Below are 13,807 nucleotides of genomic sequence, written 5' to 3' on the forward strand. Positions count from 1 at the left end.
CAATTAATCGAAAAGCAAATTCTCGCGCGCGAATTCGGCGAGATCGACGATGTTGGAAATCCCGGTCTTTTGAAAGATGTGCGCCTTGTGGGTGCTGATGGTTTTGTGGCTCAGATGCAGCAGATCGGCAATTTCCTGATTGGAATGTCCTTTCACCAGATAACTCAGCACGGTAATTTCACGCGGTGAGAGTGCGGCGGCTGCGCGACCACTGCCTGCGATCGTGCCGTCGTTGGCGACGCTCGGGAAGCAGTCGAACCCGGACAGGGTGGCGCGAATGGCATTGAGCATTTGACTGATGTCCTCGGTTTTTTGTACGTATCCGTTCGCCCCGATCGCCCGAATCTTGGTGGCCATTACCTCGGTGCGGGCCGATGAAAAGACCAAGATGCGGACTTGGTTATCAGACACGCGCACGCGCTTGACAAAATCCACGCCGCTCAGCGTCGGCAGATTCAGATCGACGATCATGAGATCGGGCTGATGGGATTTATACATTTCCCACGCCGCTTCGCCGTCCTTCGCGACGGCGATCTCGTCGGAGACGAGCTCCTGAGTGAGGAGAGTGGATAGTGCCATTAGGTATATGGGATGGTCATCGACCAGCAAGATTTTGTGCATGGTGTCCTCGATCCAGCTGTAGCAGGGGTTCGCGCGCGCTAAGAATCCCTGGACTCACTGCGTGTGCAGGATCCCGGTTGCCATATTGGCTGTCAGCAAGGCGCACGCGAGATTAAGCGGCGTATCAAACGGCCCAGCGGGAGACGTAAGGCGCCGCTTGGTTGATGTGAAGCGCCGTGCCGAAGGTCGGCATATGTTCGTTCCCTTATGGTTGGGCCAAATATTGGAACTAGTTCCAATATTATCGGCAGACAAGCGATGGTTTGGTATAGGCAAAGTCTGACTGTGCATAGGTGCTTGCCTATTGTATAGGGGTGGCGCTGATATTCAAAATGTCCGATGCCGGGCGCGGGAGGGCTGGCGTGACTGGGGGGGGCGTTGAAGCCGTTCGGTCGACTTCGTACTGTATCGGGACATGCGAGGCATGGGTCGGCAATGCACAGATGATTCGTTGCGTGAACGGGATGAGTCTTATGGCGGAATGGGAGTGGGCCGATATGTTGCGTATGACAGGTATTTGATAATTGCCGTGACATGCTGTTCACAACCCCCGATGTGGGGGCTGGCGCGTGAGCTTGATGACCCTGCTTGTGGTCGATGCTCTTATCCGCGTGATTCGCTGGGCGGCGACCAACATAACCCTTTCGCGTGCCTCGCCTCTCGCCCACATTGTCGGGGCCGGCGATTGACGCGATCGTGAACGAGGGACTCCATGATGCATCCTGCAGCGCCTTCAATGCATGTGATGGGCGATATTGCCTTTGACACCCAGACTCGTGTGCTGGTCAACCTTGTCGACCAGTCGCTGAAATATCTCTCCCTCAACGAGTCCTTGCTCCTGCAGCAGTTGTTTGACGGTCCGCAGACCAAGGAAGCTCTGATCGAGTGTATCTGGGGCGCGCGTGGTGTCGTTGTCACGGACGCCAGCTATTACCAACTGGTCACGCGGCTGCGGCGCAGCTTCGAAGCGATCGGCTTGCCGCGGGATCTCATTCGGACCATTCCGCGCTATGGCTTGGAGCTCGCGCGTCAGGCAGAGAGGGAGGACAGTATGGTCGACGAATCGAAGGCGACTAACGCATTTCATCGCGATGACGAGATTTCGATTTCGTCGCAGATCGGGGGCGAGGACGCATGCGCGCTCGACAAGAGTGAGCCGGTTGACGATCGAACGACTTCCGGGGTGCGCTGGCGTTTCGGGCGTCGCGTATCCGCGTGGCTTGCGGTTGCGGGGGCGTCGATAGTGGGAGTTTGGGCAATTCTCGCTATCTGGCATGGGGGGCATGTCATGTCGCCCGTGGTGATGCCTTCGCAGGGCGAGGCATGGTTGTCGCAGGCATGGCGTCCACGGGATCCTGGCGTTACTCGCGCAGATGCAACAGCGCTGGAGGATCGCTTGCATGGCGGGAGGCATCGCGTGGTGCATGTTGGTGCGTCACCAGCGCTGCAACCGGATGGTCGTTTTTTGCAAGTGTGACGGGCGTTGCTCGGTACAATTCGGCCCGGTGCAGTAGGCGCCCAAGCGCGGCGCGTATCGCAGGTTTTTATTGTCTCTGTGGAAGTTTTAGCTATGTCGACCTTGGGCATGACGGACCACCAAGAAATCGGAGGCGCGAAAATTGTCGTGTCCTTGGGGCGTCCGACGATCGTTCATCAGTTGTTCTACGAGAAGATGTACGATCCTAAGCCGTTCGAAGATGCTGCCCTGTACTACTACGACAACGGCATTTACAAAATCATTTCGCCCGGTGAAGAGCATTACGGGCTCTACGTGGTCAATGGTCGAATCGAGGATGACGTTTTCGAAATTGACTATATTGCATTCCCGTCGAAGGATTGGGGTGGAAAGACCGCGCTGCATCATTTGCGCTTTGATCGCAAGGCAGCGACATTCAAGCAGCAAGCGACGTGGGAGGGCGATTTGAATATGCCCGCGCAACTTGGGCGATTCGCCGAGCGGCGCAACGACCACGCAGACTCGGAGAGCATTCGCTGGGCGACCCATGGCCGGGCCTGTTTGGCGTGCCGCTAGTTCCGATTTGAGTGTCATTCTGATCGAGTGACGGTGGAGTGCCGGCACCTCATCGGCAGCTTGTTTCATTATTCCGTATGGAAGGGGTTATGACTCGACATGACACGCTTGGGGCGTGGTTGGCCCAGTTGGAGTCCGCTCATCCCATCGAGATCGATATGGGCCTCGATAGGGTCGGCCGCGTGAAGGCGGCATTGCAGTTGTCATTTACCTGCCCGGTGATCACGGTGGGCGGGACGAATGGCAAGGGGTCGACCTGTGTCATGCTGGAGGCGATCCTGCTCACGGCGGGTTATTCGGTTGGATGCTACCTGTCACCCCATGTGCTGACTTTCAACGAGCGTGCCCGCATCGATGGGCGACAGGCAAGCGATGAGGATTTGCTGCTGCATTTCGAGGCGGTGGAGCGGGCCCGTCAGGGGTTGCCGGAGCCCGTAACCCTGACGTATTTCGAATTTACGACACTGGCCGTCTTGCATTGGTTGGCTGCTAGTAATCTCGATGCCGTGATTCTGGAGATCGGCATGGGCGGGCGACTCGATGCGGTCAACCTCATTGATGCGGATTGCTCGGTGGTGACGAATGTGGCGATCGATCACATTGCCTATTTGGGCAAGACACGCGAACAGATCGGGCTCGAGAAAGCCGGGATTTTTCGCGCAGGACGACCGGCGATCTGCGCGGATCCTGCGCCGCCGCAGTCGTTACTCGATCACGCCCAACGTCTCGGCACGGACTTATGGCTGATCGATCGCGATTTCAGTTGCGAGCGGCAGGATGCGGACAGTCAGGCCTGGACGTATGTCGGACGCGAAACGCGGCGTCCGATGCTGCGACGGCCGGCGCTGTTTGGCGCTCATCAGGTGACGAACGCGTCAACAGTGCTCGCATGTCTGGAGGTTCTGCGTGACCGGCTGCCGGTATTCGCGCATCACATCCGTCGTGGGCTCGAAAGCGTTGTGTTGCCGGGGCGGTTCGAGGTGTGGCCGGGACGGCCAGCCGTGATACTGGATGTTTGTCACAACCCGCACGCAGCGATCGCATTGAGGAACAATTTGCAGGATTTGGGCAACTTCGCTCGCACAGTCGCGGTGTTCGGTGCTATGCAGGACAAGGATGTCGCCGGTATCATTCGCCCATTGATCGCAGAGATCGATCACTGGTATGTCACGGATCTTCCCATCCCGCGCGCGGCCACGGCGGAGCAGCTCGAGCGGGTCCTGTGTCATGCGGGTGTTCCGGTTCCCGAGGCGGTGACGCGATGCGCATCACCGGCCTTGGCGTTGGATCAAGCGCTTGAGCAGGCAGCGCCATCGGATCGGGTCGTGGTGTTTGGAAGCTTTGTGACGGTAGGTGGGGTGGAAATGTCGACCGCGAGCACAGTCATGATTTTGCAAGGCGAAAATCAGTGCGCCGAATCTGCCGTAAGTTCGAACTGAACATGCTGTCGATGGGGGCGTAAAACCACGCTTAAATTGCGGCTCAATGTTGAGCAATTTGCTCATGTGAGAAGAGCCCCCGAGAGGCCCATTGACGTGATGCGATGGCAGTCCCGTTCAGAACGGCGGATAGGGTTTTCGCGTTCGAATGTCCGGTCGTGACATGCGCGCTGCTCACGTAGCCGGTCGTGGAGTTTGGCACCGTAGAAGTCGATGATTACCGCGAGCAGATCCTCAAGCAGTTCATATGCAGCCAGCGCCAGTATGGGCGTGACCCTGCGTCGTTTTCGCGTACAGCAACTCATGCGGAGATCAAGCTAGCCTCGAAGTCGACGGAGGTAAGGAAGTCGATCGAGGTATGCAGGCGTTGCCGATTGTAATAGCCCTCTATCCAATCGACGATATCCAGACGGGCGTGGGCACGCGTTTCGTAGTGAGTCTGGTAGATTCATTCGACCTTCAGCGACTTGAAGAAGCTCTCCATCGGGGCGTTATCCCAAGCGTTGGCACGGCGGCTCATTGAAACGTTTATCTTGAAAATTTCCGATAAGCGCGACTGACGTATGGGGCGCCGCGTTCGGAGTGCAGCAGCAATCCCGGTGGCGGTGTGCGTTGCGAGCACGCGCTGCGCAACGCCTGGCAGACCCGGTCTGCGTTGATCCGCTCGGACATCGACAATCGACCAGCCGACGATGCGCCGGCTCGTCAGATCCAGGATCGCCGCCAGATACAACCAGCCCTCGCCGGTTCTGACGAAGGTGATGTCGCTTACCCGGGCTCGATTGGGCCACCAGCCGTCAAAAACGCCGATCCAACAGATTCGGCGCCACCGGCAGGCGATGTGTCAAATCCGTCGTCACCCGGTACGGGCGCTTGTAGACTGGGCGTAGCCCCTGGCGTTGCAGGCTGTGACGCACGCGTTCGGCGCCCGCCGGCCGGCCCTGGGCAGGCAACTGTCGCACGATATGAGGTCAGTCATAGCTGCCGCATTGGCGCGATGAATGGCGGTAACTTGGGCGCCCAGCGCGGTATTGGCTTGGGCTCGCCGACTTCGGACCGGCCGCGCCACTGGCAATAGCCACTGCTCGACACACCGAGAAGCCGGCTGACGCTGTAGCGGTCGCGATGCTGATCGATCCTTGCATACTTCATCGCGACCCCTTCGCGAAGTATGCCGTTGTCTTTCGAAGGATATCGATGTCCAGCTTCGCGCAGACCAGTTCCTTGCTCAGCCTGCTGACCTCAGCTTCCAGATCGTTGACCAGACGACGGCTGCACACCGGCGCATTAGCAACCGGCTCTGCCGCCGCCTGCGCGTTGCCACTGTGCTGATCATGGCACCAGCTTCCTAACGTGGTCACCGGCAGGCCCAGCCTTTGAGCGACCTCGTGCTGGTCGGCACTCTTGGCTCACCCTACCGCCTCTAACTTGAATTCCTTCGCGCATTGCCTTCTTGGCATCAGGTTCTCTGACACGCTTTTCTCCGTACACACAACAAGTTATCAAACTTCTGGCTGTGCGTGGAATCGTGGCAGATCACTGTAGATTTATCTGCAAAACCCAGCTTGCAATCCGGGAGGAGTCCATATGAGCGACTCTAGTAAAAATTATGGGCGTGTGATTGAATTAATGCCCGATATTCCGTTGAAATATTCTTCTTCATAGCTGACGATAAGCTCGGATCTGTCGACAGTCATTTTTTGAAAGCGAGGAACATGGAGTCGGATCGATTATCGAGGGCTTTGAAGTCTTATTCAATCTTGATAATGCCTGCAATTTCACCTATCTCGCCAATCCATATTCCGTTTTCTGTTTCTGCTGAAACCATGCGTTCTCGGGCATCAACGATCGATTCGCAGCTAATCGGAGTCCGAAACGTAACTACCCCGAGTGAGTCTACGCGACCGAATGCAAGGCGGTATGACGGCCCGGACGCATCCCGGGAAGCAAACTTGCGGCACCGCGCCGAAGCCAATTTGTCGAGTTGGCGGACGGCTGACCCGCATTGGCTGTATTCCGTGACTGAAGGACTGACGATCAAGCCTGGAGAAGGCCTCGGAACAAGTGAAACACTGAATCCGATCCTGGCGTCCTCGAATAGAACGAGATCGGACACGCGCCGAGCATCAAAGGCCCCCAAATTGGCTGAATCAGAGCGGCCAGCAACGGAAAGTTCCCGGCAAATACGGGCCACGCGACATCACAAAAGTTTCGGTGAGGTACAAGAGGAAAGTCGAGCTATGGATGGCAGTAGTGGCTTAAAGCACGTGGACTGTCGGGTTGACGTTCTTTCGTGGCGTCCGGCGAAAGGGGGGAGCAACAAAGCCGCGATGATTGCGGTGCGCGAATCTCAATCGGAGGCAGCTTACCGGGTGAAGGACGCTAGGGTGCCAGCGTGGTGGCTGAATCAATTTGAACCACGCTTGGCCAGTTCGATGGATTTGCGAAGCAATTTTTATCCGGCAATGGAGGTAACGATGGCGCAAGTATTTAAAGCGAGTGGACTCGATGCGCCATTGATTCGGCTTGGGAGTGGGTGCGATTACATTCTGTATCCGAATGCCACCGATGGTTCTGATGGTGATTTGTACGCGATGTCTAGATTTGATGAAAATTACATTGATCTGGGAAAATTTCTCACCAGTGCGGAGGGTAGAAGTCAAATTATCAATCAATTTCCTCAAAATACGGAACAGTATCGAGAGGCGCAGCGTCAATATCAAAAAATTGTAAACAAATACTATTCGGTGTGTGAAAGGCAAAAAAGCATTCTTGCTGGAAGGCGATATTATGAGTTGGATGGGCGCGACAGCGCATCAATCAACTTGTACCGAAAGTTGGATCGCGAGCGCTTTCATGCACTCGAACAACTCAACCAACTACTCCCGGATGATCTTCTGCTTGAGCAGGAGCAGCATTACCTAATGTCCCGATTCATTGATAACTGGGATCACTTGAACTTCCGCATGGAGAATTTTGGCTTCACAAACACTCCTAGCGGGTGGCGAGGCGAGACCGTCGACTTTGACGTGACAGGTCCGCTTGGCTACATGGGCGTTCCGAAAAGTATGGGGCATCGCATTGCAAATTTGCAACGACCACCAGCACTCTTTGTACTAAAACACAGATCTGAGGCGTATGATGATTTTTCACAGAATCATTCGCCAAGCCTAATTGGGCTTGGCGAACAGCCCTATGGAGAACAGTCGGCTACGTCCATACAACGTGTACGGGAAGGTATGGATAATGCGAGATATTATCATGACAAGAGGAGTCGCCATTTGTCCGATCCCCGTTGTCGCGCCGCACTGGAATTTGGATATCGATTGACAAAGCTGACCGATGATGTAATTAAATCAATAGTTCTGCATAACTGGCAGGCTGGACCAGCTGAGTTTGATCTTAATCCGGATCGTTTGAGTGATATATTGATGATGCGACGAGATTCGATGTTAGATCAAATCGGTCTAACGTGGATTGAAAAGTGGCGCGACCTGAACCCGGAGCGCGTGGACCGGGTTGATGCGCAGGTCGAGAATGCTATGTCTGAACTGAAAATTGGTTGAGAACGGTGGGGGTGGTCGAATGACGGGTATGAACAAGGGTAGCGCTTAAGTGCTGGAGAGCATAAGCGCTTTTAGGCACCGTTCCCGGTTACGCCCAGTTCGTCGGTCGGTGCCCGCCAGCTTTGGATCGTCGGCGACGAGACTGTAGATAATCAGAGGTGTTGCAGGAAGGCAAACACACTATCATAAGGCTTGAACCGGAACGAGGCGGCTTCCGCTGGCGTCAGTTTCTCGAGTGCTCGCTGCTTCGTCGCCAAGCCAGAGAGCGATGAGACTGATGTCGACGCTCGATTGCAGTAGATACATGGCCGCCGTGTGGCACACGACATGCGGCGAAATGCGTTTGCCAGTGGGGCTCGGGCGTATATTCAGCCTGATTGGCGACCTGCTGGAGGATGTAATCGATCCCGTTGTGCGACAGTTTCCGGCCGTGATGACTTGGAAACGCGATCGGCGTGCGAGTGCTCTCCAGTTCGTGGAACCACGTCTTCAATTCCTGGGCCGTGTTTGACCACAACGGGATGCTTCGTTCCTTGCGGCCATTGCCCATCAGGTTGATCGGCTTGCAACCGCTGAACCGGACCTGTTCCTGTCGGAGCGCGATGACTTTGGAAACGTGCGCCCCGGTGTTGTACATCGTCAGAAGCAGTGCGTAGTCGCGGCGACAGCACCATAGGGACCGGTCGGGTGCTACAAGCAAAGCATCAATTTTGGCATACGGTCGTGTGGCGCTAAGCAACCGCTGTCGGCCGATCGGGCCGGCTGTTATTTTCTTCGGCGCGCGGTCCACCCGCGTCGCGCACGCGTGATCCGCGTGCGCGCACTCATACAAGGAGTCCAACAATGACCAAGAAATCCGCACTCGCGCTGTCGCTTGCCCTCGCCGTTCCCGTCGCGCTGACGCTCGCGTCGCCCGCCGTGCACGCGCAAACTGCGAACCCGCATTTTCCGGAACCGGCGGGCGTGCTGTCGCTGTCGTCACAGGCCAGCGCCGATATGCCGCAAGACATCATCCACATCACGCTGTTCTATGAACAGCAGGCCAAGGATCCGGACAGCCTCACGTCCGCGCTGAATCAGCGCGCCGATGCCGCGCTGTCGCAGGCGAAGAGCGTCTCGGGCCTCTCCGCGCATACGGGCGCATTCTCCGTGTATCCGAGCACCGATCGCGACGGGAAGATCTCCGCATGGCGCGGCCGTACCGAGGTCGCGCTCGAATCGCGCGATATCGCTGCGGCGTCGAAGCTTGCAGGCCAGCTGTCGAACCTGATGCAGGTCGCGAACGTCGAGTTCTCGCTGTCGCCTGAAGCGCAGCGCACGGCCGAGCAGAAGCTCACGACCGAAGCGATCAAGTCGTTCCGCGCCCGCGCGGACGAAGCCGCGAAGGCGTTCGGCTACAGCAGCTACACGATCCGCGATGTCAATGTGGGCAGCGGCCGCAACGTACAGCCATACACGCGCGTGATGGAGATGGCTGCGGGACCGATCGGTAGCGCGAAGATGAGCGCGCCGATCGCGGTCGAAGGCGGCAAGGCAACCGTGTCGGTGACGGTCAACGGTTCGGTGCAGATGAAGTAATGCGCGCATCGCGGCGTGTTGCCACCAACTAACGCGAGAATGCCGGCCCGAGGGTCGGTATTTTCCGTTTACGCACGGGCAACGATCACCCGTGCTGCATCAAACGATCGTGCTCGCAGCGCAGATGCTCGGCTATCCACGTCATCCGTCGCAGCACTCGGGCGGCTTCGTGATCAGTCGCAGCGAACTCACGCGGCTCGTGCCTCTCGAGGATGCCGCGATGGACGATCGCACGATCATCCAGTGGAACGTAAGCCCCGGCAATGTCACCTTGAATCGTCGGGGTGATGAAGGCACGATCGTGTCCACCAAATTCTTTAAATGGACACGTGTACGCTATGGACGAGAATGAGGCGATTTCGGAAGCGGTGCAGCCGACGCGGCGTCGCCGCCGCAGTAAAGAGTTCAAGGAAACGGTGATCCGTGCGGTGACGCGTAAGCGCTCTTTGAAGCTTGCTGTTATCCACATTTTTCTGCCTTTCTCTGTTAACTAGGATTCATTCATGTTAACGTCGTTGTGTGCTCCTTAGATGAAGGAAGGGCGCAATGACGAGCGGAGGCAGTCGAAAGCGTACACTGGGAGAAGCGTTTGGGGCTAATGCTTGGCTGAATGAGGAAGCTGGGCAGAGCCGGTTTCGCGATGAGCGTCTTGGCATAAGATTTCGCCTGGTTCCGAGCGCTTGTGGTCGTATGTCGGGCAGAGCATTCCGATGGCATTTCAGGACTGGTGCAACACGAAAGCAGCCTACTGGTTTCTGTCCTATCCCAAGGTGAGCGAACAGGACATACTGAGTGGGCGACTTTGAAGTCGCGCGAGGCCGGTTCGCTTCATCAGAAGGTCCCGTACTGAACTTGCAGGATACGACTGAATTCTCGTACAAACGGGACCGGCCTGAGTTGATTGATTCGACACGCAAGGTGCCGAGTCGTCCTGACAAGAAGCGGCAAAGCCCGGCATACGGTTTGCGGGATCCTGATGCGTTCGAGTCTGGCTGTTAGCCTCGCGATCGGCACCATCGCCCGTAGCGATGCACCCCGTGTGGTCCCGAACCAGAATCCCAATACTGGCGCGGTCTCGCGCGCAAAGTACATCAGCAGGCTGCCCGCTGTTGCTGCAATGTAAGCCCCCGGTAAAGGCACCGAGGCTCGTGAGGTACCGCTGATCAAGCCGCGGCGAGCGACCAGCGATGCGGAAGCAGCGACGCGATGTCGTCGGCACGATGCGTGGGCAGTCGGGTGAGCACGTCTTTCAGGTGGGCGTACGGATCATGGCCGTTAAGCTGCGCCGACCGGATCAGGCTCATGATCGCGGCTGCACGTTGCCCCGCGCGCAGTGAGCCGGCGAACAGCCAGTTCGAGCGGCCAGTCGCCCATGGTCGAATCTGGTTCTCCAGCCAGTTATTGTCGATGGGCACGTGCCCGTCATCGAGATAGCGCGTGAGCGCTTCCCAACGCTTCAGGCTGTAGTCGAGCGCCTTCGCGATCGCCGATCCTTCGGCAACGAGCTTGCGCTGGGTCACCATCCAGGCGTGCAACGCATCGGCAACGGGCCTGGATCGCTGCTGGCGGATGGCCTGTCTTCGATCAGGCTTCAGTTCGGCGACGTCACGCTCGACGTCGTAGAGTGCGCCGAAGTATTTCAGCGCCTGCTCGGCGATCTGGCTCTGGTGGTTGACGTGCAGCTCGTAGAATTTCCGGCGCGCGTGAGCGACACATCCGATTTCCGTGATGCCCAGTTCGAATCCAGCCTTGTAGCCGCCATAGTCATCGCACATGAGCTTGCCACGCCACGCACCCATGAACTTTCGGGCATGTTCGCCGGCACGGCTGCCGGCGAAGTCGTAGACCACGGCCTTCAGATCGGCGAATGGCGTCGTGCTGTACGCCCACAGGTAAGCCCGATGCGTCTTGCCCTTGCCGGGCGACAGCATCTGCACCGGCGTCTCGTCGGCGTGCAGCACGTCGCGCTGCAGGAGCGCTTCGCGAAGCGCATCGACCAGCGGTTGCAGCCGTACGCCGCAGATGCCGACCCACGCGCCGAGCGTCGATTGCGGGATCGCCAGGCCCGCGCGAGCAAAGATGCGTTCCTGCCGATACAGCGGCAGGTGGTCGCCGTATTTGGCAACCAGCACCTGCGCCAACAGCCCGGTGGTCGGGATACCCTTGTCGATGACGTGAGGCGGGACCGGTGCCTGGATCAGGGTCCCGCAGTGCCGACAGGCCCACTTGCCGCGGATATGCCGCTCGACTGTGAACACGCCTGGCGCATAGTCCAGCTTCTCGCTGATGTCTTCGCCCACGCGCTCCCGCTGGCAACCGCACTGGCACGTGGTGTCTTCCGGCTCGTGATGGATGTCCGTACGCGGCAGTTTCGATGGCAAGGGCACACGCTTCGGCTGTTGCCGAGGCTCAGCGGCACGCGTGGCCGGTTGAAGCTGTTCGAGCTCGGCTTCCAGTGCCGCCAGGTCTGCATCGATCGCCTCGTCGAGCAGGCTCATCTGTTCGGTATCAAGCTGCTCGCTGCGTTTGCCGAACTGCAGGCGCTTGAGCACGGAGAGTTCGTGCGTCAGTTGATCGATACGCGTTTGACGGTAGTGCAGTTCACGCTGCGTCTCGCCGACCTGGGTCATCAACTGAGCGGCCAGTGTGCGCAGTTGCTCCGGGCTAAGAGACGGTTTCAAAAAGGGTTCGTGGGTCTGTTAACTTTCGCGGCGAGCTGTTAACCTCAGGCATCTGAACAATCGAGACCGAGGAGATGGCCAAGCCGATCATCGACGACGAATTGTGGATACTGATCGAGCCGTTACTGCCGCCACCGAAGCCGCGGCGCGAGAAGAACCCGGGCCGCCTGCCTGTTTCGAATCGCGCCGCGCTGACGGGCATCCTGTTCGTTCTCAAGACTGGACTGCGCTGGCGCGATCTGCCGGCCGAGATGGGATGTGGCTCGGGCGTGACATGTTGGCGACGACTGCGCGATTGGCAAGCAGCCGGCGTGTGGGATCGCTTGCACGAGCTACTGCTCGCAAAGCTGCGCGCAGCGGACCAGATCGATTTCTCACGAGCCGCTGTCGATTCATCATCGATTCGCGCTGTTGGGGCGGGCCAAAAACTGGGCCAAACCCTACCGATCGTGCGCGACCCGGTTCCAAGCACCACATCGTCACCGACGCCAACGGCACCCCGCTCGCCGCGATCCTGACCGGAGCGAACGTCAACGACGTCACGCAGTTGCTGCCGCTGATCGACGCGATTCCGCCGATTCCGCCGATTCGCGGATTGCGTGGTCACCCATTGCAGAGACCGCGTGTGGTCTACGCCGATCGCGGTTACGACTCCGAGCGACATCGACGCGCGTTGCGCAAGCGCGGTATCGAGCCGGTGATTGCCAAGCGCCGTACCGAACATGGCAGCGGCCTTGGCAAATATCGCTGGGTCGTTGAGCGCACGCATGCCTGGCTGCATCACTTCCGTCGCCTCCGTATTCGTTTCGAGCGCCGTGCTGACATTCACGGCGCGTTCCTCAAACTCGGTTGCTGCCTAATCTGCTGGAATACCCTACAGCGCACCCAGCAGCCTTTATGAAACCGTTTCTAAGGGCATCGAGGTCGGCGGGCAGATTCATACGGCCCAGTCTGCCAGAGCCGGCACCGCCACGGAAGCGAAACTGTTTACGGCACCGACGACGCGTTACACCACGCAGATGACGTGATCGTGCGTCAGGGTCTGCCACGGCAGCCCCGTCACGAGCGCCCGCAACTGTTCGGGATTCAACGCGACGGCGATTGCTTCGTGGCCGTTCGTCCAGACGAACCGGCCCTTGTTCAGGCGACGCGCGGCCAGCCAGATTCCGAAGCCGTCATAGACGAGTACCTTCATGCGCGTCGAATGCTTGTTGGCGAACAGGTAAGCATGGTGAGGGCGCGCTGCGCCGAACACCTTCACCACACGCGCCAGAATCGTATCGGCGCCGGCACGCATATCCAGCGGTTCGGTCGCCAGCCATATCGCGTCGATGCGGATCACCGCAGCCATCCCTGCAACCAGAGCGCACAATCACTGGCCGACGATAACGGCCAACGCACGGTCACCGTCGCCGCACCCCGACGTACCTCGATCTGGATCTCCGTCGCCCCAGATGCAGCCCCGCACGTCTCAAGCTGTAACGGCACAAACTCTGCCGATGGCGCGCTCATCGACTTGCGGGCAGCTTCGGCCGCATCCCGTTCTTCCTGGGCGGCCACCCAGCTTCGCAGCATGTTGGCATTCAGGCGGTAGTGCAGCGCTACCGCCGCGATCGACACGTTTGGCTGCATCGCCGCACGGATCACCTGTGCCTTGAACTCCTTGCTGTGCCGCCGACGTCGCGTCGGTTGCACAACCTCCTGCATCACCTCGGTCTTATCCATCGTGTACATCTGTCCATTAAAAATTTAGATGGACACGATCCTCGCCTTCGCGCCTAACGCGATCAAGATGACTTCCCCGGGTGCTTACGCTGCAATGGCCGGATCCTTCAGTGTGCCGTCTGCCACTCCGGCCATCACCCGGAACACGATCACGACCGTCGACGC

The 13,807-nt window shown here is 58.4% G+C and carries 13 protein-coding genes and 2 pseudogenes; 9 read left to right on the forward strand and 6 right to left on the reverse strand.

The features are described from left to right. Positions 1–3: 3 nt before the first annotated feature. Positions 4–621 carry a response regulator transcription factor gene (locus WS45_RS28300; protein WP_059524640.1) on the reverse strand — a complete coding sequence of 206 codons (618 nt, stop codon included), beginning with the start codon at positions 619–621 and terminating at the stop codon, positions 4–6. Between the two features lie 712 nt (positions 622–1,333). On the opposite strand from WS45_RS28300, the gene WS45_RS28305 reads away from it, so the two are divergent. From WS45_RS28305 to folC, 3 genes are all read left to right on the forward strand, one after another. Continuing rightward, the gene (locus tag WS45_RS28305) at positions 1,334–2,098 is read left to right on the forward strand and encodes a winged helix-turn-helix domain-containing protein (RefSeq protein WP_156437326.1); all 765 of its coding nucleotides are present in this window, start codon (positions 1,334–1,336) and stop codon (positions 2,096–2,098) included. Between the two features lie 108 nt (positions 2,099–2,206). Further along, positions 2,207–2,653: a hypothetical protein gene (locus WS45_RS28310; protein WP_059524649.1), complete on the forward strand. Its 447-nt coding sequence runs from the start codon at positions 2,207–2,209 to the stop codon at positions 2,651–2,653. 89 nt (positions 2,654–2,742) lie between these two features. Further along, positions 2,743–4,092 carry a bifunctional tetrahydrofolate synthase/dihydrofolate synthase gene (gene folC / locus WS45_RS28315; protein WP_082722065.1) on the forward strand — a complete coding sequence of 450 codons (1,350 nt, stop codon included), beginning with the start codon at positions 2,743–2,745 and terminating at the stop codon, positions 4,090–4,092. A 301-nt stretch (positions 4,093–4,393) separates the two neighbouring features. On the opposite strand, the pseudogene WS45_RS28320 reads toward folC, so the two are convergent. Then, a pseudogene (locus WS45_RS28320) lies at positions 4,394–5,552 on the reverse strand (IS3 family transposase). Positions 5,553–6,332: 780 nt separating this feature from the next. On the opposite strand from WS45_RS28320, the gene WS45_RS35420 reads away from it, so the two are divergent. Then, complete coding sequence (locus WS45_RS35420) at positions 6,333–7,658, forward strand: hypothetical protein (RefSeq protein WP_156437327.1); 1,326 nt, start codon at positions 6,333–6,335, stop codon at positions 7,656–7,658. A 223-nt stretch (positions 7,659–7,881) separates the two neighbouring features. On the opposite strand, the gene WS45_RS36610 is transcribed toward WS45_RS35420, so the two are convergent. Next, a complete protein-coding gene (locus tag WS45_RS36610) occupies positions 7,882–8,520 on the reverse strand; it encodes a tyrosine-type recombinase/integrase (protein WP_373558366.1) in 639 nt (212 codons plus the stop codon). On the opposite strand from WS45_RS36610, the gene WS45_RS28330 reads away from it, so the two are divergent. The 4 genes and pseudogenes from WS45_RS28330 (at position 8,502) to WS45_RS36615 (ending at position 10,042) form a co-directional block, all read left to right on the forward strand. Beyond that, positions 8,502–9,236, forward strand: a complete 735-nt coding sequence (locus WS45_RS28330; RefSeq protein WP_059702717.1) for an SIMPL domain-containing protein — start codon at positions 8,502–8,504, stop codon at positions 9,234–9,236. The genes WS45_RS36610 and WS45_RS28330 overlap by 19 nt on opposite strands. A gap of 85 nt (positions 9,237–9,321) precedes the next feature. Further along, positions 9,322–9,486: pseudogene (locus tag WS45_RS35425) on the forward strand (hypothetical protein); the annotation flags it as partial. Positions 9,487–9,574: 88 nt separating this feature from the next. Then, positions 9,575–9,730: a hypothetical protein gene (locus tag WS45_RS35430; RefSeq protein WP_156437329.1), complete on the forward strand. Its 156-nt coding sequence runs from the start codon at positions 9,575–9,577 to the stop codon at positions 9,728–9,730. A 186-nt stretch (positions 9,731–9,916) separates the two neighbouring features. After that, the gene (locus WS45_RS36615) at positions 9,917–10,042 is read left to right on the forward strand and encodes an IS4/Tn5 family transposase DNA-binding protein (protein ID WP_082722064.1); all 126 of its coding nucleotides are present in this window, start codon (positions 9,917–9,919) and stop codon (positions 10,040–10,042) included. A gap of 357 nt (positions 10,043–10,399) precedes the next feature. Here the strand turns inward: WS45_RS36615 and tnpC are convergent, their stop codons facing one another. Then, positions 10,400–11,917 carry an IS66 family transposase gene (tnpC, locus tag WS45_RS28340; RefSeq protein WP_059702721.1) on the reverse strand — a complete coding sequence of 506 codons (1,518 nt, stop codon included), beginning with the start codon at positions 11,915–11,917 and terminating at the stop codon, positions 10,400–10,402. Positions 11,918–11,991: 74 nt separating this feature from the next. Between tnpC and WS45_RS34300 the strand changes: the two genes are divergently transcribed. Beyond that, a protein-coding gene (locus tag WS45_RS34300; RefSeq protein WP_156437330.1) for an IS5 family transposase occupies positions 11,992–12,818 on the forward strand; the annotation gives its coding sequence in 2 pieces (ribosomal slippage) (positions 11,992–12,340 and positions 12,340–12,818; 828 coding nt in all). 105 nt (positions 12,819–12,923) lie between these two features. On the opposite strand, the gene tnpB is transcribed toward WS45_RS34300, so the two are convergent. Then, on the reverse strand, positions 12,924–13,268 hold the full coding sequence (gene tnpB, locus WS45_RS28345; protein ID WP_133372528.1) for an IS66 family insertion sequence element accessory protein TnpB: 345 nt from the start codon (positions 13,266–13,268) through the stop codon (positions 12,924–12,926). Next, positions 13,256–13,642 carry a transposase gene (locus WS45_RS28350; protein ID WP_244139251.1) on the reverse strand — a complete coding sequence of 129 codons (387 nt, stop codon included), beginning with the start codon at positions 13,640–13,642 and terminating at the stop codon, positions 13,256–13,258. The genes tnpB and WS45_RS28350 overlap by 13 nt, the downstream gene beginning before the upstream one ends. Positions 13,643–13,807: the final 165 nt, after the last annotated feature.

It is taken from the genome of Burkholderia sp. RF2-non_BP3, from assembly GCF_001522185.1.
Taxonomy (GTDB): Bacteria; Pseudomonadota; Gammaproteobacteria; order Burkholderiales; family Burkholderiaceae; genus Burkholderia; species Burkholderia diffusa.